The 25,617-nt window shown below is 44.7% G+C and carries 24 protein-coding genes and 2 tRNA genes; 6 read left to right on the top strand and 20 right to left on the bottom strand.

The window, feature by feature from the left end; all coding sequences use genetic code 11:
* The first annotated feature begins 21 nt into the window (after positions 1-21).
* Complete coding sequence (locus tag BZA03_RS17535; protein WP_014948093.1) at positions 22-1,533, top strand: hypothetical protein; 1,512 nt, start codon at positions 22-24, stop codon at positions 1,531-1,533.
* A 112-nt stretch (positions 1,534-1,645) separates the two neighbouring features.
* Here BZA03_RS17535 and hemB read toward each other — a convergent pair whose 3' ends face one another.
* From hemB to tatA, 7 genes are read right to left on the bottom strand one after another with little or no spacing between them, the layout of a single operon-like run.
* A complete protein-coding gene (hemB, locus tag BZA03_RS17530) occupies positions 1,646-2,656 on the bottom strand; it encodes a porphobilinogen synthase (RefSeq protein ID WP_039225046.1) in 1,011 nt (336 codons plus the stop codon).
* Positions 2,653-4,551, bottom strand: coding sequence for a diguanylate cyclase (locus BZA03_RS17525; protein ID WP_101563388.1), 1,899 nt, complete (start codon positions 4,549-4,551; stop codon positions 2,653-2,655). The genes hemB and BZA03_RS17525 overlap by 4 nt, the downstream gene beginning before the upstream one ends.
* 12 nt (positions 4,552-4,563) lie before the next feature.
* The gene (locus BZA03_RS17520) at positions 4,564-5,340 is read right to left on the bottom strand and encodes a TatD family hydrolase (RefSeq protein WP_039231022.1); all 777 of its coding nucleotides are present in this window, start codon (positions 5,338-5,340) and stop codon (positions 4,564-4,566) included.
* Positions 5,341-5,895 carry a hypothetical protein gene (locus BZA03_RS17515; RefSeq protein WP_110289442.1) on the bottom strand — a complete coding sequence of 185 codons (555 nt, stop codon included), beginning with the start codon at positions 5,893-5,895 and terminating at the stop codon, positions 5,341-5,343. It abuts the gene before it with no gap.
* A 25-nt stretch (positions 5,896-5,920) separates the two neighbouring features.
* Complete coding sequence (gene tatC, locus BZA03_RS17510) at positions 5,921-6,676, bottom strand: twin-arginine translocase subunit TatC (RefSeq protein ID WP_014978169.1); 756 nt, start codon at positions 6,674-6,676, stop codon at positions 5,921-5,923.
* Positions 6,677-6,976, bottom strand: coding sequence for a Sec-independent protein translocase protein TatB (gene tatB / locus BZA03_RS17505; RefSeq protein ID WP_014948087.1), 300 nt, complete (start codon positions 6,974-6,976; stop codon positions 6,677-6,679).
* Positions 6,976-7,221, bottom strand: coding sequence for a Sec-independent protein translocase subunit TatA (gene tatA, locus BZA03_RS17500; protein WP_230598753.1), 246 nt, complete (start codon positions 7,219-7,221; stop codon positions 6,976-6,978). Before tatA ends, tatB begins: the two co-directional genes overlap by 1 nt.
* A gap of 177 nt (positions 7,222-7,398) precedes the next feature.
* Between tatA and BZA03_RS17495 the strand changes: the two genes are divergently transcribed.
* Positions 7,399-8,460, top strand: a complete 1,062-nt coding sequence (locus BZA03_RS17495; protein ID WP_075177736.1) for a hypothetical protein — start codon at positions 7,399-7,401, stop codon at positions 8,458-8,460.
* A gap of 79 nt (positions 8,461-8,539) precedes the next feature.
* Here BZA03_RS17495 and ilvN read toward each other — a convergent pair whose 3' ends face one another.
* From ilvN to orn, 10 genes are all read right to left on the bottom strand, one after another.
* On the bottom strand, positions 8,540-9,037 hold the full coding sequence (gene ilvN / locus BZA03_RS17490) for an acetolactate synthase small subunit (protein WP_014948084.1): 498 nt from the start codon (positions 9,035-9,037) through the stop codon (positions 8,540-8,542).
* Positions 9,037-10,755, bottom strand: coding sequence for an acetolactate synthase 3 large subunit (locus tag BZA03_RS17485; RefSeq protein ID WP_014975512.1), 1,719 nt, complete (start codon positions 10,753-10,755; stop codon positions 9,037-9,039). Before BZA03_RS17485 ends, ilvN begins: the two co-directional genes overlap by 1 nt.
* A 273-nt stretch (positions 10,756-11,028) precedes the next feature.
* The gene (gene maoP / locus BZA03_RS17480; RefSeq protein WP_039225146.1) at positions 11,029-11,406 is read right to left on the bottom strand and encodes a DUF413 domain-containing protein; all 378 of its coding nucleotides are present in this window, start codon (positions 11,404-11,406) and stop codon (positions 11,029-11,031) included.
* Between the two features lie 233 nt (positions 11,407-11,639).
* Positions 11,640-12,101, bottom strand: a complete 462-nt coding sequence (locus BZA03_RS17475) for a hotdog fold domain-containing protein (protein ID WP_014975511.1) — start codon at positions 12,099-12,101, stop codon at positions 11,640-11,642.
* 147 nt (positions 12,102-12,248) lie between these two features.
* Complete coding sequence (locus tag BZA03_RS17470) at positions 12,249-13,817, bottom strand: sulfotransferase (protein ID WP_110289441.1); 1,569 nt, start codon at positions 13,815-13,817, stop codon at positions 12,249-12,251.
* A gap of 93 nt (positions 13,818-13,910) precedes the next feature.
* Positions 13,911-16,382, bottom strand: coding sequence for a TonB-dependent receptor (locus tag BZA03_RS17465; protein ID WP_110289440.1), 2,472 nt, complete (start codon positions 16,380-16,382; stop codon positions 13,911-13,913).
* Between the two features lie 474 nt (positions 16,383-16,856).
* A complete protein-coding gene (locus tag BZA03_RS17460) occupies positions 16,857-17,627 on the bottom strand; it encodes a hypothetical protein (RefSeq protein ID WP_258364664.1) in 771 nt (256 codons plus the stop codon).
* Between the two features lie 227 nt (positions 17,628-17,854).
* Positions 17,855-17,930, bottom strand: a tRNA-Gly gene (locus tag BZA03_RS17455).
* A 53-nt stretch (positions 17,931-17,983) separates the two neighbouring features.
* Positions 17,984-18,059, bottom strand: a tRNA-Gly gene (locus BZA03_RS17450).
* A 101-nt stretch (positions 18,060-18,160) separates the two neighbouring features.
* Complete coding sequence (gene orn, locus BZA03_RS17445; protein WP_014948078.1) at positions 18,161-18,706, bottom strand: oligoribonuclease; 546 nt, start codon at positions 18,704-18,706, stop codon at positions 18,161-18,163.
* An 86-nt stretch (positions 18,707-18,792) separates the two neighbouring features.
* Between orn and rsgA the strand changes: the two genes are divergently transcribed.
* The 4 genes from rsgA to BZA03_RS17425 all read left to right on the top strand — a co-directional run bounded on the left by rsgA (position 18,793) and on the right by BZA03_RS17425 (position 22,636).
* Positions 18,793-19,836: a small ribosomal subunit biogenesis GTPase RsgA gene (rsgA, locus tag BZA03_RS17440; RefSeq protein ID WP_014975509.1), complete on the top strand. Its 1,044-nt coding sequence runs from the start codon at positions 18,793-18,795 to the stop codon at positions 19,834-19,836.
* Positions 19,837-20,084: 248 nt separating this feature from the next.
* Complete coding sequence (asd, locus tag BZA03_RS17435) at positions 20,085-21,032, top strand: archaetidylserine decarboxylase (protein ID WP_110289438.1); 948 nt, start codon at positions 20,085-20,087, stop codon at positions 21,030-21,032.
* A 3-nt stretch (positions 21,033-21,035) separates the two neighbouring features.
* Positions 21,036-21,911: a DMT family transporter gene (locus BZA03_RS17430; RefSeq protein ID WP_110289437.1), complete on the top strand. Its 876-nt coding sequence runs from the start codon at positions 21,036-21,038 to the stop codon at positions 21,909-21,911.
* Between the two features lie 32 nt (positions 21,912-21,943).
* Entirely contained in the window at positions 21,944-22,636 is a 693-nt protein-coding gene (locus BZA03_RS17425; protein ID WP_075177745.1) for a glycerophosphodiester phosphodiesterase, read from the top strand.
* A 123-nt stretch (positions 22,637-22,759) separates the two neighbouring features.
* Here the strand turns inward: BZA03_RS17425 and BZA03_RS17420 are convergent, their stop codons facing one another.
* The 3 genes from BZA03_RS17420 to BZA03_RS17410 form a co-directional block, all read right to left on the bottom strand.
* Positions 22,760-23,188 carry a MerC domain-containing protein gene (locus BZA03_RS17420; RefSeq protein ID WP_014948073.1) on the bottom strand — a complete coding sequence of 143 codons (429 nt, stop codon included), beginning with the start codon at positions 23,186-23,188 and terminating at the stop codon, positions 22,760-22,762.
* Between the two features lie 156 nt (positions 23,189-23,344).
* Positions 23,345-24,250: a divergent polysaccharide deacetylase family protein gene (locus BZA03_RS17415; protein ID WP_110289436.1), complete on the bottom strand. Its 906-nt coding sequence runs from the start codon at positions 24,248-24,250 to the stop codon at positions 23,345-23,347.
* Positions 24,251-24,373: 123 nt separating this feature from the next.
* Positions 24,374-25,537 (bottom strand): murein hydrolase activator EnvC, encoded by a 1,164-nt coding sequence (locus BZA03_RS17410; RefSeq protein WP_110289435.1) that lies wholly within the window; start codon positions 25,535-25,537, stop codon positions 24,374-24,376.
* Between the last annotated feature and the right edge of the window lie 80 nt (positions 25,538-25,617).

Below are 25,617 nucleotides of genomic sequence, written 5' to 3'. Positions count from 1 at the left end.
CTCAATAAGAATCGAGGTTTTATGCAGGCAGAACTCCAGCACGACGCACAAACCTACGGCGAGTATTACGCCGCCGTAGATTTAGGCTCTAACAGCTTTCACATGGTGATTGTTCACGTTGTTAATGGCAGTGTGCAAATAATAGGGAAAATTAAACAGAAAGTGCGCCTAGCAGCAGGTTTAGATGATGAGCTAGCACTTGATGACGTAAGCATGGAACGCGGCTGGCAATGCCTGCAAGTATTCTCGGAACGCCTGCAGGATATCCCCCCTTCTAATATTAAAATTGTAGCGACCGCCACATTGCGACTGGCAACCAATGCGCATGTATTCATTCGCAAGGCAGAAGAGATTCTCAATCACAAACTTGAAGTGATTAGCGGTGAAGAAGAAGCGCGACAAATTTATCTTGGCGTAGCCTACACATCCGCCAACCAAGGCAATAGCTTAGTCATAGATATTGGCGGCGCCAGCACAGAAATCATTATCGGCAACGACATGCAGCCTATCCATCTTAAGAGTTTGGATATGGGCTGTGTAACGTTTATGGAACGCTATTTCACCGGCGGCACTATCACCGAAGACAATTTCGACAATGCCAAACAAGCCGCACACGCGCTTATTGCCGATGTGTCTAGCGCGTTTTTGTGTTTTGATTGGGAGAATTGTTTAGGTGCATCTGGCACGCCGCAAGCCATTACTGAGATTCTTGTAGCACAGGGCATTAGTGATGCTATCCGCTTAGACTATTTGTATCATTTAGAAAAGCAATGTATTGAATGCGGCAGCATTAAAACCCTTGATATCGACGGATTGGAAGATAACAGAAAAGCTATTTTCCCGTCTGGTTTAGCGATCCTCATCAGCTTATTTGAAGCGCTAAATATCAAGCACATGAATATTTCTGGTGGTGCGCTTCGAGAAGGACTTATCTACGGAATGTTAGATAACGTTACCGAAAATGATCGTCGCCAGCAGACCCTTAATCAGGCAAAACATCGTTATCATGTAGATGCCAGTCACGCGAACTCGGTTAGTCACGTAGCGCTTACTTTATGCCATCAACTTTGCGCACAACAGAACATTTGTCATTTAGATACCGAAACCATTTTAGGTGCAGCCGCACAGCTTCATGAAATAGGTCTTCACATTGAATATAAGCGCCATCATGAGCATGGTGAATACATATTAAGTCACATTGATTTGCCCGGCTTCACGCGCCTTCAGCGCGCCGCCATCCGCGATTTAGTTGCTCAGCATAGGTTAAACATAAAGCCAGACGTATTTGAAAAGTACCACGAAGACTACCGTCCAATGCTAAAAGGCTTATTGCGAATTTTACGTATCGCAGTGGTGTTATGTCTGCGTCGTCAGAATAAACATATACCAGAGGTAACTTTGCAGTGCGAAGAAAGTAAGTGGACACTTACTTTCCCTGAAGGCTGGTTGAAATCGCATCCTTTGATCAACGCAGAGCTAGCAAATGAATGCTGGCTTCAGCATAAAGCTGGCTGCGAGCTCGTTTGTAAGTAACCACTTACAAACAGATAGGATGCGTTAAATGTATTGCGATAAATAGAAAAGAAACATAAAAAAAGCCGTGCATTGCACGGCTTTTTTATTGTCGAACCTTTGGTTGTTGGTATTACTTGTCGTTTTGCTTCGCTAAAAGCGCAGCAGCTTGCGGAGCGAAATAAGTCAGAATCCCGTCGGCGCCAGCGCGCTTAAACGCTAATAACGATTCTAGGATCACCGCGTCTTCATTTAGCCAACCATTAGCAAAAGCAGCTTGATGCATAGCGTACTCGCCACTTACTTGATAGGCGAATGTCGGTACTTTAAATTCATCTTTACAACGACGCACAACATCTAAATACGGCATACCTGGCTTCACCATTACCATGTCAGCGCCCTCTTCTATATCAAGCGCAATTTCGTGGAGTGCTTCATCGGTGTTGGCAGGATCCATTTGATAGGTTTTCTTGTTGCCGCCCTTTATATTTGCAGCGGAGCCGACGGCATCACGAAATGGACCGTAGTACGCAGACGCGTACTTAGCAGAATAAGCCATAATACACGTATTGATGTGACCTGCTTCTTCAAGTGCTTTTCGGATACTGCCAATGCGCCCATCCATCATGTCAGAAGGCGCAACAATATCAGCGCCAGCTTCAGCATGCGATAACGCTTGCTTAATGAGCACCTCGACTGTTTCGTCGTTCATCACATAACCAGTTTCGTCTAAGAGGCCATCTTGACCATGAGACGTAAATGGATCTAATGCGATATCAGACATCAGCATTACTTCAGGAAACGCCTTTTTAAGCGCTCTCATAGCTTGCTGAGCAAGCCCTTCAGGATTGAACGCTTCACTTGCACACTCGGTTTTAAGAGACATAGGTGTCACAGGGAAAAGCGCAATCGTTCTAATGCCCAGCTCTACCCATTTCGCCGTTTCTTGCACTAGCAAATCGATAGAAAGTCTTTCCACACCAGGCATAGAAGGTACGGCTTCTCGTGCGTTCTCACCGGGTAGTACAAAAACAGGGTAAATGAGATCGTCAGTGGTTAAACGGTGCTCTGCCACAAGCCCTCTTAAAGCATCTTTGGCGCGTAGTCTGCGCATTCTTCTTTGAGGGAAAGGTGAAGATGTCATAGTTTTTCCTGTAAATGTTTATGTATTACTGTATTGCGGCCCGCAGCCTTGGCTTCGTAAAGGCATTCGTCGGCGAACTTGAAAAGATTTTGCGCGTGCTCTTCATCAATAATAATGGTTGTAGAAACGCCCGCGCTTGCAGTTAGCTTAATGGTTTCCCCTTCGTAATCAAGTGGGGTCGACGCAAGGCTATCTCGCATATTTTCGGCAACGTGAAAAGCGCCTTCAAGATCGGTATTAGGCAATATAATGGCAAACTCTTCACCACCTATGCGACACAAGTCATCTGTAGGGCGATGGATGTGCTTCTGAAAGACATTGGTGACGTGAATTAAGCACGCGTCACCACCATCATGTCCGTGTTGATCATTAATTTGCTTAAAGTGATCCACGTCAACAATGATGAGAGATAATGGTGTTTGCTCACGTCTACTGCGTCGCCCTTCAGAACGCAGACGCTTATCGAAATGTCGACGGTTGTGCGCTCCCGTGAGCGGATCTATTGCATTTAACCTTTCCAGTTCTTGGTTTACTTCAGACAATTCGCGTAACGTAATTTCTAGCTCTAACGTGCGTTCTTGTACTTTATACTCCAGGTCATCTTGATAACGCTTTTGCACTTCAAGTAAATTCTCTTTGGCCGTATTTGCCTGTTTTTCCTGCTCTAGCGCGAACTGCTGCGCCTCAATGAGATCATCGCGACTGTGGCTATAATTAATCGCTAGGATAAGTGCCAAGATGAGCGTTTCAACCGCGCCACCAATGATCAGCAGGTTATTTGACGAAATAGGCAATTGAATAATATTAACGTTATCAAGGCTCGCACTTAGCCCACTAATTAATAGAAAACCCCAAGCAATGGTAAAATAACGTGCTACGACCACCCCTTTGAGCGTTAGCCAAATACCTAACCCAAGAGTAAAAATAACGATGAGGCTAAGCAGTAACAGGAACGCCTTTATCATGAACGAGTAAGGCAAGATAAGGCCGAGGATTATACTTAACCCGCACACCCAACTGATTGCCTGTGTGATTTTATCTAGCTTTACGCTGTGGGCTCTAATAGGTAGTAGGCTTCGCGTAAACATCGCCGCAAACATAATAGTCGCGTTAGCAAACACAAGAATTGCTTTACCTTGAAACCATGTGCTTCCCGGCCACATATAGGAGAAGCCGTAGCCGTGTAACGTCGCCAATATAAGCGCCAAACTCATTACATAGCCAGAGTAATAAAGGAACGACACGTTACTTGTCGTTACCGTTAAAAATGCGTTACTCACGCCCATTGCTACCAAGATGCCAAAAAATATCCCCAATGCCAGGTTACGGCTTGATGTATAGGCAATAAACTCTGTTTCTTCCCATATACGGATAGGAAGGCGGACGCTGCCAGAGGTTTGTACTCGAATAATCACCCGCTGCGACTGAGCGCTTACTGGTAGGGGGAATAGTGGCTTCACATGAGAAACAGGCCGGTTGTCAAAGTGCAGACCATCGCCACCTGAATAAGTAGCAATAGGCGTGCTGCCTATTTGGCTGTAAATCGCAACATCTAAACTATCTAAAAGGGGATAGTCGATGTGCAATAGAAATCGACTTTCATTGCTTTGCGTTGGCGCAATGACCATTGAAAACCAATGTACGTTTGTGTTCATACCCAAGTTAATGGGTGAAGATATTGGTGTCCAGTCGGTAAGCGGCGTTTGAGTAATGGTAGTAAAATCGAGCGCATTGCCATTATCTACATTGAGATAAGTAAGCTGCGAGAATCGTGGTGTTGCACTGGTGTTAGGAGACAAACTAAACAACACAGACACAAATGCAACGACGGCCACTAGGGTGATAAGAATAAGACCCGCATCATACTTGCGCATCGCTTTCAGATTTGTCTGCATATAAACCTATGTTTAGCTGAGAGAAAACAACTCACAGCTATTAGCATAACTGCTAATACGTAATTTATCAGTCTCAACTTGCAGATATTCGCCTAATTGTTTAGCGATATGGGGTAGAAAAGCAGGTTCGTTATTACGTTTTCTCGGTCGAAGGGTTTTGGGAAACAGATAAGGCGCATCAGTTTCAAGAATAAGACGGTTTAAAGGTATAGACTTCACGGCTTCGCGTAGTGCTTCGCCTCGCTTCTCATCACATACCCAGCCAGTAATACCAATATAAAGCCCCAGCGCAAGGTAGTGCTGAACCTGCTCTGCATTCCCAGTAAAACAGTGGGCAATACCACCTTTTATACGAGGCATATACTCGGTTAATAACGCGACTTGTTCGTCAAACGCATCCCTTTCATGTAAATACACGGGTAAGTCTAATGCAGCCGCAATGTCTAACTGGGCTTCGAACACTGCCAACTGAACGGGCTGTGGTGAGAAGTTGCGATTAAAGTCTAAACCGCATTCACCAATTGCAACACACCCTTTCTGTTGTGCAAGTTCGCGTAACCGCTTGTAATCACTTGGTGTGACATCTTTCGCATTGTGAGGATGGACACCGATAGTGTAACAGCATTGGGTTGGATACTTATTATATAGCGCTACTGCGGCGTCCCATTCACTGGGATGCGTGGTGATAATGCAGAGTTTTTCTACCCCTGCATCTTGTGCTCGTTGTATAACTTCATCGGCGTCAAATCGCTTATCAAGCAAGTTGACGCCAGCATCAAACCAAGGCATTTATTTTACGCGTTTTACTTTCATACGCTTGTTAACGCCTTCTACGCTTAGATAAAAAGAACCTAAGAGACCTCTTTCAATGGATACTTGCTGACCTTCTTCAATCTTCAAATAAGCACTATCGCTCTGCTGCCATACCGAGCCATCGCTAAAGGTAATAATCTTTTTACCTCGAAGGGAATCTTTAAATGACGCAATAGTCAATGAAACTTCTGAAGCCTCGGCTGATAAATCACGTCTATGCTCTAAACCAAAGTCATTTTTCGGCTCTGAAGCTTCAGCCGGTCTATTCACAACAGGCTGCCTGCTCGCTTCGACTTGAGGTCTTGGTTGAGTGGCGGCTTCAGATCGATACGCCTGTAATTGGCTAACTTGTGCGCTTGCGCCGTCGTACTGATTCAGTGATTTCGCAATATTGTCGTAACAGATTAAGCGCTTTAAGCTATTGTCTGTGTTACGGCATTTTTCCATAGCATCGGCTACAGTTTCAGCGTGAGCGTTGAACGCCCCAAAAGCACACAATAATGTGGCAAGAGATATCAGTCGAGTTTTCATTTTTATTCCTTTCTTTTTTTAACTTCTATGTGTTATCCGTTGTTTGAGTGGATGCATCATCTTTTGGCGTTTTACCGGCGTAAAAGCCTCCAACAATAACCCCTACTTCAAACAGCAACCACATTGGAATAGCTAATAATGTCTGAGAGATAACATCGGGTGGTGTTAGCAACATGCCAACCACGAACGCGCCAACAACCACATAAGGGCGCTTGGCTCTGAGCGATTTAGCGTCGGTTACTCCAGTCCAGCACATTAAGATAATGGCTATCGGTATCTCGAATGAGACCCCAAATGCAAAGAACAGTTTCAAGACGAAGTTCAAATAACTGGATATATCTGTACTTACCGTTACACCTTCAGGTGCTACGCTTGTAAAAAACGCGAACGCTATTGGAAATACCACAAAGTAGGCAAACGCCATACCTGCGTAAAACAGCAGCGTACTGGAAAGTAGTAAAGGCGCTACCAGGCGCTTTTCATTTCTGTACAAACCCGGAGCCACAAACCCCCATACTTGATAGAGCACATAGGGAATAGCAATAAAAAACGATAACACCAGTGTAAGTTTAAACGGAGCAAAGAAAGGTGATGCAACGTCGGTTGCAATCATGCTCGCATTTTCAGGTAAGGCTTCAAGCAATGGCATCGCCAATAGCTTATAAAGGTCTTGCGCAAACGCCGCAAGACAAATGAAGACGATAAGTACGCTCAAAAGGGCTTTGAGAATACGGCTACGCAATTCAATTAAATGAGAAATAAGGTTATTAGCGTCAGACATCTATTGCTTTTTATAAGGTTCTTGAACCGACTCTGCAGCTTTTTTTAGCTCATCGACGCTTTGTTCAAGTTCAGGTGAAAGATCTTTAAGCCCTTGCTGCTCTGCTTTTTTCAAATTTTCATGCAATTCGTGCACACGCAACTGATGCTCAACTTCTTGCTTAAAGCCCGTTGCTACATTACGCACGCTACGAATTGTATTTATAGTTGAGCGCATGGCACCCGGCAGTCTTTCTGGCCCTAAAATAAGCAGTGCCAGTACACCGATAACCAATAGCTCCCAAAAGCCGATATCGAACATTAGGATTTTTCTTTAACGTCGCTCTGCGTCTTAGTTGAAACAGGCTCTGCTGCTGACTTTTCTTCAACTTGCTTCTTTTGTTCGAAGTCTGCGTCTTTCTCTTCTTCGCTGACTGCTTTTTTGAAGCCTTTGATTGCGCCGCCTAAATCAGTACCTATACCTTTAAGGCGCTTCGTACCAAATAAAAGCACCACAATAACCAGTATGATCAGCAACTGCCAAATACTAATACCACCCATAAAAATAATCTCCCTTACATCGATTAGCACAGTATGCCATTGCCTGCTGATGCTTTCACCTGAATATTTACTTCAATGAATAAAGATTGACGTTTTGGTTGGGACAATCCATGCTCTGTATATCCCCAATGCGAATGGTCGAAACATTCAACTATGCTAATTTTTACAAGGAGTTAGTGAGCAATGCTATGCCTTACTGTGGTCTATTGCCATTTATTGCTCGCTTTACCTGTTGCACCTGACTCAGCTGCTGACACGTTGAACTCCCCCGTAAATGCGACCAGTGTAGGTATAACCTATCGGGATATTGCTCGACCAGAAAATACGCTTACTAACAGCGCTACTTCGACACAAGAAAGTACACACTCCTTGCCTCCTTCAATACCTAATGAGCAATGGTTTGATATTTGGCAGCGTAGCTTCACCGACACCATGGACTTCACCGTAAAACAGCTTGATGGTTTGTTTGAAAGTTCAGATGAAATAGGTGCTTCAGGACAGAAGGAAGCCAGAGCCGAAGGTCGTGTTCAACTTGCCTGGGAGCCAAGAAGTGGCATGCTCTCGGATACGGATTTGCGCTTCAGGGTAAGAGTTCGCCTACCGGCTTTAAAAGAACGCGTTGATTTACTATTAAGTGATAACGAAGACGAGACACAGAACAACACAATACGAGCTGCGAGGGATACCGGCAATAACAACCGCGATCGAACGACCATCGCGCTTCGCTTTCGTCCTGAGCAAGACTCTCACTACTCATTTAGAATTGGCGCTGGTCGCCGCGACCAACTCTATGCGATGACCCGATACAGAGATGCTTTTGCCTTTTCTAAACAATGGGCCATGCTATACGACGCCGAACTTTACTATTACACCCGTGACCGTTTGGGTGCGGAGGTGGGCGTCGCTTTTCAATACGAAATCAATAAAAAGCACCTGGTTCGACAAAATAATCGCTACTACTACCGCGACGATACCAACGACTGGCTATGGCGTCACGAGGTCCACCATTTGTTTTCGGTAGATCAACATAACGCCGTTATTCCTCACTTTATGGTGGAAGGGCTTAGCCAACCCAACTTTCGCGTAGAAGAAGTCTACGGCGGGTTTAGGTGGCGTAACAACATGCTGCGCGATTGGCTATTCTTTGAGGTAGAGCCTTTCGTTTTATGGCTACGTGAAGAGGATTTTAAAACCTCATACGGCGTAGCCCTGCGCGTAGAAGCCTATTATGGGCGCGATACTTAGAGTAATTCCCTAGAATGAAAAAAGGCTGTCTAATGACAGCCTTTCGAAAAAACGCTTTGCGCGAAAACTCAGAAAAAACTTAAGGACGAAGCGCCCTATCACCTCGAGCAAGCCCACACACACCGGTGCGCGATGATTCGATAATTTCAGCACACTGCCCCATAGTCGTGGCAAATGCATCTAGCTTATCTGTGGTGCCCGTAATTTCAATGGTGTAGTTGTTTACGTTCACATCTACAATACGCGCACGGAAGATATCAGAGTTCCGCTTCACTTCAGCACGTACCGACTCAGTGCGAGTCGCGACTTTAATCAGCATAAGTTCGCGTTCAATGTGCGCGCCTTCAGTCAAGTCTACTACTTTGAGCACATCAATAAGCTTATTCACTTGCTTGGTAATTTGCTCTATGACTTTGTCGTCGCCGTGCGTGATAATCGTTAGACGCGAAAGGCTCGCGTCGTCGGTTGGTGCCACACACAGCGAGTCGACGTTGTAACCACGTTGTGAGAATACACCAACGATACGAGATAGTGCGCCAGGGGCGTTTTCCATTAATACAGAGATAATACGTTTCATCAGGTTCGCTCCGTCTTGCTTAAGCGCATGTCATCCATTGCGCCAAACTTAATTTGCATTGGATATACGTGTTCGTTTTGGTCTACTGCTATGTCCATAAACACTAAGCGATCTGTGTAACTGAAACATTTCTCCATTGCTGCGTCTAGCTCGTCAAGCTTGTCTACTTTAATGCCCACATGCCCGTAAGCTTCTGCCAACTTCACAAAGTCAGGCATTGAATCCATGTAAGAGTGTGAGTGACGTCCTTTATAAATCATATCCTGCCACTGACGAACCATTCCAAGAGCACGGTTATTCAATGAGATAATCTTTATAGGCAGGTTGTACTGCAAACAAGTAGATAGCTCTTGAATATTCATTTGAATACTGCCGTCACCCGTTACTACCACAGAGGTTGAACCTGGGTGCGCAAACTGCACACCCATTGCAGCCGGTAAACCAAAGCCCATGGTGCCAAGACCACCTGAGTTGATCCACTGACGCGGTTTATCATAAGGGTAATAAAGCGCAGCAAACATTTGGTGCTGACCTACATCAGAACTTACGTAGGCTTTACCGTCTGTGTGTTTGTACAAGGCTTCGATAACGCGCTGAGGCTTAATTACCTCTTCGCCCTGTGCGTAGTTTAAGCACTGACGAGCGCGCCAGGTTTCAATTTGTTGCCACCAATCGGCCAGCTTTTCGCTTTGACCTGATAAGTCTTTCTTATTTACCTGACTTAAGATTTGATCAAGTACTTTATCTACCGAACCTACCACAGGAATATGCGCATTTACGGTTTTAGAAATCGATGCTGGGTCAATATCAACGTGAATAATATCCGCATGTGGGCAGAACTTATCAACGTTGTTGGTAACACGGTCATCAAAACGTGCACCTAGTGCAATGATGCAATCGGCATTATGCATGGTCTTGTTCGCTTCAAGCGTACCGTGCATACCTAGCATGCCGATAAATTGCTTGTGTGTACCCGGCATAGCACCAAGACCCATTAGCGTACAAGTTACCGGTGCATTAAGCTTCTCGGCTAACTCAATAACCTTTGCAGACGCATCGCAAGCTACAGCTCCACCACCTACATACAGTACGGGACGTTCTGCTTTAAGTAGCGACTCAACTGCCTTTTTGACCTGTTTAGGATGGCCTTTTTCAGTTGGGTTGTAAGAACGCATGGTCACGTCAGTTGGGAACACGTACGGGTGTTCTTCTGCTACGTTCACAATATCTTTTGGCAAATCTACTACCACCGGGCCAGGACGACCTGTGTTGGCAATATAATAAGCTTTAGCAATCGCTTCTGGGATATCAACCGCGCGCTTTACCAAAAAGCTGTGCTTAACGATAGGGCGTGAGCACCCCACCATGTCAGTTTCTTGGAATGCGTCTTCACCAATATGCTTCGACGGCACCTGTCCCGATAAAATAACCATCGGAATAGAGTCCATATATGCAGTAGCAATACCTGTAATAGTATTCGTAGCGCCTGGACCTGATGTGACGAGCACTGTGCCGGTTTTGCCAGTTGAACGTGCATAACCATCCGCCATGTGGGCGGCTGCCTGTTCATGACGTACGAGGACGTGTTTGACATCATCTTGCGCAAATAACGCATCATAAATGTCTAATACGGCACCACCTGGGTAACCGAACACGTGTGTCACTCCTACATCTTTTAGCGCTTCAACCACCATGGCTGCGCCCGACATCATTTTCACAGTGCTTTCTCCTGTAATGGGTTGGGGGGTTTGTCAGCGTACGTTGACGATGCCCCGACTATATCTAAGGTAATAGGAAGATAAAACACCAAATTGCGTAAAAGTGAGATATATATCCCAATATTCGCAATAATTAGGATAAATATTTCGACTTAAGTGTAATTTTGACAGAAAATAGGATATTTATTTACACAGTTTTAACAGTGCAAACAATAATCATGATTGCTTTAAGAGAGGCGCCTTTACACGTTTAAGATGCATAACGGCATAAGCTTAATCATCGAGATCGATATCAAGATCACTGTTATCGCTCATATCGTCGTCATCGTCAACATCTTGTTCAGCAGCACGCTTAGAGCCATAAATACTTGCTGTTTTTGGACGGTTTATTCTGGCTTGGTATTTCAACCACGCTTTCTCTTGCGGTGTTGCAGGGTCACGATGACCAAGAGCCGATTCCAAATAGGCTTGTTCTTCATCATTCTCTGGCGTAATTTTCCCGTCCACCAGTGCAGCGAACAAACTACCATGAGCCTGAAGAAGCTTACTTTCATTAATTGAAAAATCACCTGAACGGGCAAAGCCGTACGGGTAATTTTTCTTATCTATAAAGGGTTTTCTTGCGACTTGCTCTTTTGTGATTACAGACATCTTAACCTCTTCCACCGCTAATACCTGCGTTGTAAACACAGACAAAATTGCAACACCAACTGTTGAATGAAATAGACTACTGATATAGCGCCTTAATCGCTTTCAAGGTTATTCTTAGTTGGATTTTTATTTTCTGTCAAACAGAAAAGTAGCTGTAGTAAAAACTTAATATTGAATGTTTTAAAAGAGCATAAAAAAGGCCGCAAGCGCGGCCTTTTATTATAAGTGGGATATCAGCGTTTTTCGCTTACCCAAACCGTAATGGTTCCGTCGACGACCACGGTGCCTTCAGCGTTATACGCCTTAACAGAAATAGGTAAATCACCTGGCTTCCATGCGTCAGCTGGCACTTCTGCTACACAACGAATATCTGAGTCTGCTTTCGCCGGATACTTTACTTCCATACCTTTTGGGATCCACCTGAGGTTTTTAGGTATGGATGCTTCACACATAAACCCCATGGCCATTTCCAGACCATTGCAAATAGCAATAACGTGAACCGTTCCAATGTGATTTTCTACCGCTTTACGTTTACTAATAAGCACTTCACAGTAGTTTGGTTTAATGTCTGAGATAAGTGGCGAAACGGTAGAAAAATAAGGTGCCCTGCGCGCTGAGTACCAGCTAAATAGCTTCTTGCCAAAGGGCAGCTTCATAAATTTGTTATATGTATTTAGTACGTAATTCTTTGACATAGTTGTTCACGCTGATTTTATAAAAAGTGCGAACGCAGGAGAGCGGTGTTGATACACCGTCTCTTGCGCAATCTGGTTAGACCAGTAAGTGTAGCGTTAACATAATCGTTACGTTTAAAGGTTGCAAACGAATCTGTATTTTTTCAGTTAAATAATACCTAATGACTTCTGCAAAGCTTCGGTTTGCAACTCGTAGCGTTTCCAGCGACCTATTGAGCGAGTATTTATTGGTTCTCTTACCTGAACCTTACTTGCTGTTGATACGGGAAGCTTGTTGTTTTCGACCTGTAGGCACTGCTCTTCCCAAGGCAAGTTACAGAATGCCAATAGCTCTTTTACTTCGGTATCCGGATGCTGAGCAAGTTGCTCGTATGATTGCAGCCGAATTGCATGTGGATAAGTGTCAGCAAATTTTCTCACCCACTGTTCGAAGCTTTGATAAAGCTGTCCAATCGCATCGATGTCGTAGGCGTAAGCGTAGTAAGGGCTGTGGATAGAAAACAACTGTCTGAAGTTACCTACGCAGGTATCCATTGGGTTACGCAGCAAACAAACAATTTTTGCATTAGGTAGTGCCTGTCGAATTAGGTCGATATAGAAAAAATTGAATGGCAGTTTGTCGACTAAGTGCTTTGCATCTTGTCGCAAGAAAGCCGTACGCTGAAGATAAAGCTCTCCAACTTTGGCTAAGTCACTTTTATACGCACTTTCAATGGTAGGCGTATCAAGCACCAGTTGGCTGCTAGTTTGGGTTACCTGCTTAACGGCAACGCCAAAGTCTTGTAGCTCTCCTCCAGAGGCAACTAACGAATGATGACTTAAAATACGCTCAACCAGTGTTGTGCCGCTGCGCGGCATGCCCACTACAAAAATGGGGGCGTCGCTTTGAGAAACATTAGTGGAAAAAGCGTCCGAGCTAACCTGTGATTGCAAATTGGCATGAAGAGTATTAAATATTGCCTGATAATCTTTGAGCGCATTTTCGCTACGTGCCTTCTGGGGCGCTTTCGCGTGTTGCAGGGATTCAAAAGCACCGGTGTAGTCACCTAGTGCTTCATACTCTTTTGCGAGAGCATGCCCTATGTGAAGTCGTGCATCGGGGTTTGCCTTTACTTTTTCAACTAAGGGCTCAAGTCGCGCTAAATGATTATTTTCACGCGAAATGCCGCCGAGATCAGACAGGGCAAAATGCGCCTGAAAGAAATTAGGCTCGCTATCGATGGCTTGTTCAAAATGCTTTCTGGCTAGCTCAAATTTTCCCGCAAACTTGCAGCTGACTGCATAGTTATAGTGGTATTGCGGATTTGATGGCGCCAAAGCAAGGGCCTTTTCAAAATAGGCGATAGCATCCTCATGTAGGCCTACTCTCGATAATGAAACGCCAACCGTATCTAAGTCGAGAGCACGGGTAAGGCTCTTTACTGGCGAACGAGCCACACAGTCTAGCGCTTGCTGCATATCGCCTTTTAACGCAAAGCACTTGGCTAGATAGGCAAAGGTAATAGGACGGTTTTCGATCTCGTTAGACTTCGTTAACAAGGCGATTGCCTTTTCTATCTGTCCGATTTCAATATGAATAATGCCAAGTAAAAAATAGGCGTGAGCGTGCGGTCCGAATTGTTGAATCACTTCTACACAACAGCGGTGCGCTTGCTGATAATCACGTTGTGATAAAAACCTTACGGCGTCGTCTAAGCGAGTGTGACTTGTATTCATTTTTAGCTTTTTTTAAAACCGTTTTAATACGAAAAAGGCGCTTACACGTTAAGCGTAAGCGCCTTTTTATTGTATCGTATATCGATAACTATACTACATGCCGAATTGATACTTAAACATCAATCCCACAGTACGCGGTGTTAGCACATAATGGCCATAGTTTCGCTGCAACTCGATGCCATTTGGCTCTAGGGTGTCGTTAAACTGACCTAAACCAATATCGCCTACGTTACGACGAGTTGAAGTAAACGCATACTTATCGAATAAGTTATCGATGTATAGGGTTACCGACCAATCTTCATCTGAAATTGTCGCGTTCAAATTACTTACTGCATAGCCAGGTAGCGCTTCACCATCTTGACGAAGACCAACCGTGGTATACACATCGCTTTGCGCAGTGATACCGTAGTTCACATTCAACATTTTATCGTCAAATACTTCTTGGCTGTATGTGATACCGAATGAGAACTGATGCTCTGCAGTTCCCGGTAAACGGTCACCATCTTTACCATCGTAAAAGTCTTGAAGCTCAGTGCCTTGCTCATCGAACACACCAAATAAGAATGGTGCGTCTGCAGTTAACTCTGCCTGTGTGTAGGCATACGTTGCATAAGTCGTGATATTGTCGCCAATAATGCCGCGAACCGAGAATTCGGCCCCCTTCGACTCCGCACCTTCAGCATTAACGATAATCGGCTGCTGGCCATTAATGGTAGCACCTGATACCTGAGGGTCTTGCCAGTCAACATAGAATAGCGCCGTATTAAGCTGAAGTTTGTTTCTAAAGAAACTGGTTTTAACGCCTAACTCGTAGTTAGTGGTGGTGTCAGCCTCAAAGAGCTGTTCTTCGGGAGTAGCGCAAACAATTTGGTTATTCAGATCATCGACGTTATCTGGGCAAGCTCCAACGCTATTCGCGCCACCAATTCTGAAGCCTTCACTGATGGTCAAATAACCCATTGTGCTGTTCGTAAACTGATAGCTAGTGTTAAATTTGAATAACGTGCCGCTATCGTCAGCTTCTGTCTCACCATAATCTAGTACGATAGAATCAGACGCTCTGCCTTCAAATACAGAGTTATACAGCGGTAAATCTACAGCCGAACGCGAATAGACATCATATTGGTACGCGCGCAAACCTAAGGTAACGTCCCAGTCGCTTGTTAGTTCGTAAGTAAGTTCTCCGAATAATGCTTTTTCAGTAACCTCGCTTTCGTCAACTGAGAAGTATTCAAGTGCATCTGGACGATAGTTACCGTCTACACCCCACACGTCAATGGCATAAACATCGAAGTTAGGTGTAAATTCTTTACTGCTGCCTTCACTGTCTAAGTCGTAATAAAAGCCGCCAATGATCCATGATAAAGGCCCACTGGTTTGAGAAACTAAGCGCAGTTCTTGCGTGAACACTTCCCGTTCTTCCACTTCTTCCGTGTAAGCCGAGAATGCTGGAAATTCTTCATAGCTGTAGTCTAAACGAATTAAAAGATCAGTTTGGTCACGTTGGCCGTTCGCGTCAAAGTTAGATAGACCGGTTGCAGATACTAATTCTGCAAAGCCCAGGTCAGCACTTACTTCTAAGCTTAATAGCTCGTCTTCTTTTTCACGCGGCTCTTCGTAGCGATAGGCTGACTCGTACTTGCCGATAACATCGCTTAAAGGATTTTCGTCCGAAAGCGCGTCGTAATGTGTGATAGAGCGACCTTCAACGTCCTGCTTTTGGTAAAAGTAAGTCAATGTGCTGTCAAACCAGTCGTTCGGCGCCCAGCGTACTGCAATACGGCCTGTTAGCGTATCTTCACCGTTAGCATCTTCAACACGACGTAGGTTGCTATTCACCTCTTCTTGATTAGACCAGTCTGGGTCTGGCAGTGACACACCGCCCTCTTTTACCACATAGTTGTAGTCAAGGAAGCCTGGGTTATTGAAATAGTTCAATGACGCGCGTACCGCTAATTCACCATCAATAATAGGTGCGTTGAAGACAATACTGCTTTCTCCGCCTAGTGAGTCGCTCTCGCTAATACTGAACACGTCACCCGTTACTTCCCCAGACATAAACTCTAAATCGACTTTCTTTGGAAGGTAACGAATAGCACCGCCTAAAGTTCCAGCCCCGTAAAGCGTACCCTGTGGGCCAATAAGAACTTCAACGCGATCTACGTCAACAAGACGCATATTCAGGAAAAGAGGGATATCACCAAAATAAGTGGCTACCGTGCCCCCATTTGAACCTGGGCCTGATGAATTAGTATTCAAACCACGTACGATAATTGGAGAGTCGTTTCGTCCACCTTGATCTGTCACCGTAAGACCAGGTACCCAACGCGCTACTCCGTCAAGATCTTCAATATTCTGTTGGTCTAAAACGTCAGAGGTTAGCGCTGAGATATTAATAGGCACTTCTTGTAGGGTGCCGCTTCTGCGCGTTGCGGTTACTTCTACTTTTTCAATTTGTTTTTCGTCTACTGTAACCGCTTGGGCATATACGCTTGGGCTTGAGCAAGCGGCTAACACGGCGCCTGCTACAGCGGAAATATGGAAAGGAGCACTCTTACTATGCATGTTCTCTCTCTTAAAATGGGCATTACTAAAAATCACTAGCCCGTTCCATAGGAAAAACAGAGTCCTTCTGATTAAGCGTTTCTAGCGTGAATTAGGTAAATATGCGTACCGGCTCGTTCTAGGTAGCTTCTTATTATTTTTGTTTGCTATCCACTAAAAGGGCCTAGAGCCTAAGACTCAGCAGAATACGTGCCGGAATTTGCGCGCATTCTAATATAAAAAACGCCAAAAGCCAGAGCAAAACAGGATATTTATTCATTTAAAGTGCAAATAATCCCACAGCACGTTACACATTGGGGCGGTCGCACTTTATGAGAACTTATGAAATAAATACTTTTAACTTAAATATCATAACGTTATGCATATATACATATAACCATATCAAAGCCGCACGACTTTGGTGCGTAGGAAATCGAATTTATACCCAGAATCAGTGCAGGGTATTGTGGAAAAGGAAAGCTTAGAGATTTGTCGTCATTTATTTATTCGTCGATTAATATAATCATTAAAGCGACTATTATCCCTACACTTAACTGTTCCTTGTACAGCGATAGAGTCTGACAGAGAAGGAAAGTCACGATCCTCAATCGTTACCCCCTTATTTTTACTTAGAAGGCTGAATACTTTTCCTTTTACCGTATTGCAGTCCACTACAATTTCAATGCTTTCACGAAGCTCTTCGTCTTCAGTATTGTAGCGTTTAGAAAGTTTGGTATTTTTTACTGCGTTTGAACGAGTTGTGTTGGAAGACGATTGATCGGCGATGTCCTGCAAACGCTGTCCGTTCAAGCGATTGATATAATCTTGTGTCGCTTCCCTAATACTCAGCCTGACATCTTTTTTTTCTGTATTAAGTTGTGCTGAAGGTTCTTTTACCAAAGGTGTTTGTGGTTCTTCAGATTCACTTGTCTCATTGGAAGCACTCGCAGCGATCTCATCCTGCTTTACGTCATCAATGTCAACGCTATGTGCTATACCGGAATTTGTCTCAAACGCTAATTTTGGCTTGCTTTGAGCCTTTCGCAGTGCAGCCGTAGGTTGTACTAATACTGCTTTTATCAAAAGTGGGTTGAAATGTGGCTGACTGACAGGTTTTTTATCTGTGGTGAATGCGAACACAAGTAACAATCCCCCATTGATACCAAGTGAAAGTAGGAGTGCACGAAAAGTAGTGGCGCTTGGCAGGCTTATTTGAGTAAAACAGCGCCTCTTAAATTCATATCTATCAATCCTTGGCTCTATCATTAATGCATCCGTCCATATAAGCACGTAGCAATTGAGCATTAAACAAACAGAAAGTTCAGATAACTGTAACGTAGAAATTAACGTTGATTATCAAATATAAAAAATAAGGTATGAAAATTTGGAGCGGGAAACAGATTTGCCAACTGGCCGACACTCGGTCGCGGGCCCTTTAAGGGGTCGCATCAATACATCTGCTAATGTTTAGATTTTCGTGATGTTTGAAAATTTGGAGCGGGAAACGAGATTCGAACTCGCGACCCCGACCTTGGCAAGGTCGTGCTCTACCAACTGAGCTATTCCCGCATAGAGTCGATGCTGTGCATCTTATAGGCAATCTAGAGACCTAGATTAAAATTTGGAGCGGGAAACGAGATTCGAACTCGCGACCCCGACCTTGGCAAGGTCGTGCTCTACCAACTGAGCTATTCCCGCAACAAAAGAGGTACTTCGTTTGAAGTGGTGCGCATTTTACAAAAATTTTGGGGTAACGCAACCTTTAATTCTACTTTTTTTGCACCTCAATGTTTGAATGCCTAAATCGTAAACACTTTCTCACGATAATAGCGCATTTCTTCAATAGACTCGCGAATATCATCAAGCGCTAGGTGTACGCCTTTCTTTTCGAAACCGTCTAAAATTTCAGGCTTCCAGCGGCGCGTTAGTTCTTTTATTGTACTTACATCAATATTTCTATAATGGAAGTAAGCTTCAAGCTCGGGCATGTACTTAACCATGAAGCGTCTGTCTTGCCCTATGGTGTTTCCACATAGCGGTGACTTGCCTGCATCTACCCATTGCTCTAAAAAGGCAATAGTTTGCGCTGATGCTTCTTCAACGCTTATTTTACTTTCTCGGCAACGTGCAGTTAATCCACTTTCACCGTGAACTCGTGTACACCACTCGTCCATATTGTTTAACACGTCATCACTTTGATGTACCGCTATTACAGGGCCTTCCGCCAATATATTCAGCTGTGCGTCGGTAACAATGGTCGCGATTTCCATTACTACACAGGTTTCAGGATCTAACCCTGTCATTTCCATGTCTATCCAAACAAGGTTACTGTCGTGTTTACTCATTACTTTCCTCTTTGCGCTACAGACATGGCAACCATGCCCTACAAACGGTATTATTGACATAGTATACGTGAAACTAGAAAAGAATCGTGGCGAAAAAACCAAAACTTACACAACGACAGAAACGACAAGTTGCAGCAAATAGAAGCAAGCGCTTGCGTGAAAAGCACGCGTCAAAGGGCGCGGCGAACCTTGATGAAAGCACGCTAGAAAGCGGTACTGTGATTGGTCGCTTTGGTAAACACGCCGACGTTGAAGACGCAAACGGCGCAGTATCTCGCTGCCACATTCGCCGCACGGTAGACTCTGTAGTGTGTGGTGACAAGGTGTTTTTCAGTAAAGGGGATGACGCTGAGTCAGGTGTAAGTGGGGTTATTGAAATTGTAAAAGACAGGCACTCTGTCCTGACTCGCCCAGATTATTACGACGGTATTAAGCCCATCGCCGCGAATATTGACCGCATTATTGTGGTTAGCGCTATATTACCTACCCTTTCGCTAAATATTATCGACCGTTACCTCGTTGCCTGTGAAGACATTGGTATTACGCCGCTGATTGTCCTTAATAAAGTAGAATTGCTCAGTGAAGAGGAACGCACAACCGTTACAGAGCAACTTAAGACGTACGAAAACTTAGGCTACGAAGTGCTTTTCACCAGTTGCAAAACCGGTGAAGGCATTAGCAAACTCAATGAATACCTTAACGATAACATCAGCGTTTTCGTAGGGCAGTCCGGCGTAGGTAAATCGAGCCTTATAAACCAAGTTCTGCCAGACGCCGATGAATTAACCGGCGATATTTCAGATAACTCGGGACTAGGTCAACATACAACGACGGCGGCCAAATTGCTTCACTTGCCAGCCGGCGGTGATTTGATTGATTCCCCAGGAGTACGTGAATTTGGCTTGTGGCACATTCCTACCGAACGTATTACATGGGGCTTTATTGAGTTCAGAGATTATTTGGGCGGCTGCAAATTCAGAGACTGCAAGCACTTAAATGATCCGGGGTGCTTACTAAGAGAAGCTGTAGAAGAAGGAAAAATTAGCGCAGAACGCTTCGACAGCTACCATAGAATTTTAACCACCATGGAAGAGCAGCGCCCTAGTCACAGCCAGCCTCCCGGGGCATAACAACTGCCACTAGGTTTCAACCTCACTGGAGCGCTAAACTCGTTGGAGCGACCGAAGAAGTACACGCACTGCTTACGTGTAATAGCTGTCTCTTAGTCGGCGATTTATTCTTTTGGTGTGAACCACGTGCTTATGCTTTTGTGTAAGCACTCATAACCCTAAAGTTGCTCTTAATACCACGACTTACGATACAATAACGCTATCTATGCAATGCGTTATTGCTTGCATAAAAGAAACGGAGATATTTTGTGTTAGATTGGCTTAAAGTTAATTTACAATACGTTACACCAAAGCACCTGCTTTCACGCCTTGTAGGCAAACTTGCAGAAGCAGAAATGGGTAGTGTTACGACATTTTTCATCAAGGCGTTTATTAAGCAATACAACGTTGATATGTCAGAAGCGCTGCATGAGGAACCAGAGCATTATAGAAGCTTTAATAAGTTCTTCACCCGCCCGCTTAAACCTGAAGCCCGCACCATTGACGAAAACGATGACGTACTTATCCATGCTGTTGACGGTACGGTAAGTCAGTTTGGCGATATCCATAGCGACAGTATTTTTCAGGCGAAAGGCCATGACTTTAGCCTAACTACATTATTAGGTGGCAAGCCTGATGTAGCTGCGCCATTTAAAAATGGTAAGTTTGCTACCATTTACCTTGCCCCTCGTGATTATCACAGAATTCACATGCCTGTTGAGGGCACGCTTACTGATATGTTGTATGTGCCGGGCGAACTTTTTTCGGTAAATCCTCTTACAGCACAAAATATTCCAGGTCTGTTTGCACGAAATGAACGCGTTGTCGCGCTGTTCGACACGCCTGTAGGCAAAATGGCGATGGTGCTCGTGGGCGCTACCATAGTGGCAAGTATTGAGACAGTTTGGGCTGGCACGGTTACGCCACCTGCGGGTAAAAATGTTCAGCACTGGTCATATGAAAAAGACAGTGAAGCAGCAGTTTTCCTTGAAAAAGGTGCTGAGCTAGGCCGCTTTAAGCTAGGTTCGACCATTGTGGTGTGTTTCGAAAAAGACATGATTGATTTTGAAGACCTCGCCCCTGGTATGGTTACACGCCTTGGTGAGCCTATGGCGCTTAAATCAACCGCACAGGCTACGGCTAAAGATACGCACGTTAGCGATGAAACAGCCAGTGACGAAAAGAACGAGGCTTCGTCAGAGGGCGCTGACAGCTAATTTATGGATGCTGTTAAAAAAAGCCTGATCTCACTTCATTTCACGGTAATTTTACTTGGTGGTACAGCCCTTTTCTCTCGGCTCGTACCACTTAGCGCCAGTGATATCACTCTTGTTCGTTCAGTATTTGCCTGCATAGCGTTGTTTGCCTTTTTGAAATTGGCGAAGAACAAAATAAAGCTGAATTCAAAAAAAGACTACGGCGTTGCCCTTGGTTTAGGCGTGCTTATGGCACTGCACTGGGTCACCTATTTTGCCGCCATGCAATATGCTGGGGTGTCTGTTGGCATGATTGCCCTTTTTACCTTTCCTGTAATCACGGTACTTATCGAGCCTTTCTTTGAGCGGGTAAGGCTGGTCTGGCAGGATATCGTATCTACCGTTACGGTGGTCGTTGGCGTTTATTTAATAGTGCCAGAGACATCACTGGAAAATGACATTACCCTTGGCGTTCTTATCGGTATTGCTTCCGCCATCTTGTATTCGTTTAGAAACCTTATTCATCGTAAGCACTTTAAGCACTACAGCGGTGCGCAAGCCATGGCGTGGCAGACCTTGGTTATCAGCATTCTAATGTTGCCGGTAGGCAGTGCAGCAATAACCTCAGCGTCTGCCAGTTCTTGGCTAATGCTATTGCTTTTAGGTACCGTATTTACTGCGCTTCCTCATGCACTTATTGCTGCGAGCCTACGTCACCTTAGGGCAAAAACGTTTTCGCTCATAGCCTGCATGCAGCCTCTTTATGGCGTTTTCCTTGCTATTATTCTGCTTAACGAAAAACCTGGTTTAAGTGCGTTGTTAGGTGGAATTCTTATTACGTCAGCATCAGTTTATGAAACACTCAACACGCATAAGTTGCATAATGCAAAAGATGATTAAGCCGTGTTGTGATCTTTAAGGAAGAAATGTCTATGCTCATTTTTGCTCACCGAGGTGCCAGTAAAGCCGCCCCAGAAAACACAGTAAAGGCATTTAAACTGGCTTTCGAACAACGTGCCGATGGCATTGAGTTTGATACCTATCAGCACGAAAGCGGCATTATTGTTTTTCACGATAGAACACTTACGCGCAGAGCACGGGAATCCGGCTATTTACTTGACGTACCGTGGCAATCCCTTACAGAAATGGACATTGGGGATGGAGAGCGCATACCGACCCTGACCGAAACACTGAATTGTGTTCCAAAAGACAAGTGGTGCAATATTGAGATAAAACACTTACGCGACGTAGACAGCTGGGTTAAAGACGTTAAAGCGGCGGTACTGCAAAGCGGTATTAATGCTGACAAGCTACTTATCTCTTCATTTAACCATCACTGGCTTCAAGCTATTGCGCTTAAGTGGCCCGAAGTGAAGATCGGCGCCTTATCTGCAAGCTACGAGCTTGACTGTACGGCAAGCGCCCGGGCTCTGAACGCTTATTCCGTAAACATTGCTTTAGACGCCGTTGATAAGCAGTTTGTGCAAACGGCACAGCAAGACGGATTTGACGTATTCGTTTATACCGTAGATGAGCCGAGAGACATGCTTATGCTTAAAGAGTGGGGAGTGACGGGAATATTCACTAACGTGCCCGATGTAGCGCTTAGTGTGTTGTCGCATTAAACCCTACTTTTTCAGTGCGAAAAGTCTGTAGAGCGCGTATCTGATACAGACTCACACTATAAAAAAAACGAGCCATTGGCTCGTTTTTTTTGGAATGCTTTACTTGAATTGCAGCTTAGTTGACTACTTAAATTCAGTTGAAAGGTGGTCTGAAAACACCGTATTCTTGCAGCACTTACATTGTCTACACAATCGCATATTCACCCAGTGGCCGGCTACAATTAGCGCTGCACCTATCGCGATGGTAAAGGGTTCGTAGTGATGCCCAAAAATATCTTTGTGCCAATAAATAGCGCCACCCGTAAACAGCAATGCAAGCGGGTAGTATTTGCCATGATAGCGAATTGCACCGCTAACCAAGGCAACTGCACCTACAATTAACGAAAAGGTTAATATCGTTCTCTCAAACCACACTTGTGCAAAAAAGCTAGAACCGATCAGCGGCAGCAGAGGCACCAAAACAGGTAGCGCGAGGCAATGCAACGCACACAAGCTCGACACCCAGATGCCAAGTTTGTCTAGTTTTGTTGGATTCTCGTCAATTGGAGTCATTACCCTAATTACCACCGTGAAAAAATGAGTTCGCGAACTATTCGCCAGAGACGTTATATTATAACAGACTCACAGAAATGAGAAACGTTCCCACATTAAATTTTGATCTTAACGAGATGAAAATGAACTAACTACGTATAAAATGGGGCAAAAAAGCTATTCGTTTGGCGCTGTGCCTAAGCGCTCAGCAACGCCTTTTTCTGCGGAGCTGTGCATTAGCCCACTGCTGTGTAAAGCATTTTCTTCGGTCATGCTTACGCTATCCTTCACATCGGCGTTATTGAACGAAGCCGTTTGATCGCGCTCTTTACCAAACTGCTTGGCCACTTTCGGCGCATGTGAAAAATAGTCGGTTACTGAGGTAAGGGTTAAACCTTCTTTTTCAAGTGAGGGTATATGAGTTTTCAAGAAATCGACGGTTTCTGGGTGGGGATGACCAATCACCACAACGTGACCATTCTTTTTAGCAATACGTTTCATGTGGTTGAACTGCTTAAGTAAGAATGCAGGCTCAAGCTTATGGTCCAGAAACACCTGTCTGCTTGCGCTAGGCACACCTAACCGTTGCGCAATTTCTTCACCTTTTGTGAGTACCGTGGTTCGGCTATCCACAAAAAATAAGCCTTGCCGCTTCACCTCTTTTAAGAGCGCTTCCATTCCTTTTTGCTGCCCCGTGAACGCACTTCCCATATGATTATTCACACCAACCGCGTTCGGCACGCTCTTCATTGCCTTTCGCAAATTGTAAGTAATGGCACCTGCGAACATGTCAGTGGTTAACCCAAGGGGCCCCATGTTCTTTCCACTTTGCGCCTGCATAGGCATATGCAGCATAACGGCCCTGCCTTCTTGCTCAGCGCGGAGCGCAATTTCAGAAGCCAGCGGCGTTTGCGGAAGTATAGAAAAGGTAATTTCTTTAGGGAGAGAAAAAGCAGCGACATCGGACGGCCTGTATCCCAGGTCATCTAATATTATAATTATGTCTGACTTTGCTTTTACTTGAAGGCTAGTTAGCCCGCATAAAACAAAGATTATACAAGGCATTAGCAGACGCAAAAGCATCTAAGTCACATCCGTTTTTCATCATTATTATTAAGCGCACACTACACAATGCTGTGTTTTTTCTAGAATACCAACAACTGATTCAGTTTCAACTTAGTTTCTGAAAATCTAAAATTAACCTGCCTAGTCTAGCCAAGAGCTTGGATTTAGTGCCTTGCCTTTATGACGAATTTCAAAGTAAAGGTTAGGATATTCCTGACCACCACTTCGGCCCACAAGGGCTATGCGTTCACCTTGCCTGACATCATCGCCAGCTTGCTTGAGTAACGCTTGGTTGTGACCGTAAACACTCATATACCCTTCGCCATGATCGACAATAGCGACCAGACCAAATCCGCGCAACCAATCGGCGTACAACACTTTTCCAGGCGCAATGCTGTTTACAGGGTCGCCCTCGGCACCATCTATCACAATGCCTTTCCAAGACACTTGCCCTTGGCGGCGACTACCGAATAAGTTTCGTATTCTGCCTTTTACAGGCGCTGCCAGCTTACCTTTTAATTTGGCAAGTCCATCCATACTCACTTCGGCTTCACGGGCAGCCCGTTCTGCGGCAATCCGGGCCGCTTCAATAGCGTCTTTCAGCGCTTTTTCATCAGCTTGTAGCGACGCAATACGCTGGTTTTCAGAGGCTATGGTTTTGTTTATTTTCTTAAGCGTTGCTTTTCTATCATCCTGACGGGTTATAAGTACTGCTCGCTGACCTTCTTGCTCATCTTTCAAAGCGGCAAGTGACAAGGCTTTTTCGCTAAGCTCTGCGTTAACTTCTTCAAGCCTAGCAACATTTCCCCTAAAGCTCTCAATCTCTTTTTGGCGCGCTTTTGCCACGTATTGATAATAGGTGATGACACGCTCGAAGGTTCGCGCGTCGTCTTGGTAAAACAGCATTTTCGCGTAGTCGTAATGCCCCGCCATAAATGCACTTTTAAGCTGGCTCGATAAAAGTGACTGCTGTTTACGGATAGCCGTTTTAAGCCCTTCTTGTTCTTCTTCGAGCTTCGCTTGTTCTTGCTCAATGTTTTTGAGTAACTGTCGGGTGCTGGATAGTGCTTTCGCCACTTTAGCGATTTCGAGTTCAGAGGCCTTCAGCACATTTTCCAATTCCTGTGCACTGGCTCTATTGTTCTCTAATACTTGCTGTCGAGCGCGCAATTCGGCCTGTAACTCAGCTAATTTTTCTTTTTGACTATTCGCACCGCCTTCTTGTGCAATAGCACTACTTCCAATCGGCATAATTGCAAGGGCAACTATGCACCCAATGATTGAAAGAAATAATCGTACTGACATACGTGCGCCTAGAACCTTAACTTTTTCATTGATGACTTAATGTGTTTCATCGTTGCTGTTAACAACGTTTTCCAGTGTAT

The organism is Alteromonas sp. I10, from assembly GCF_003201515.1.
GTDB classification, from domain to species: domain Bacteria; phylum Pseudomonadota; class Gammaproteobacteria; order Enterobacterales; family Alteromonadaceae; genus Alteromonas; species Alteromonas macleodii.
Note: the sequence above shows the minus strand (reverse complement) of the source record. Positions and strands in the feature narration are given on the sequence as shown.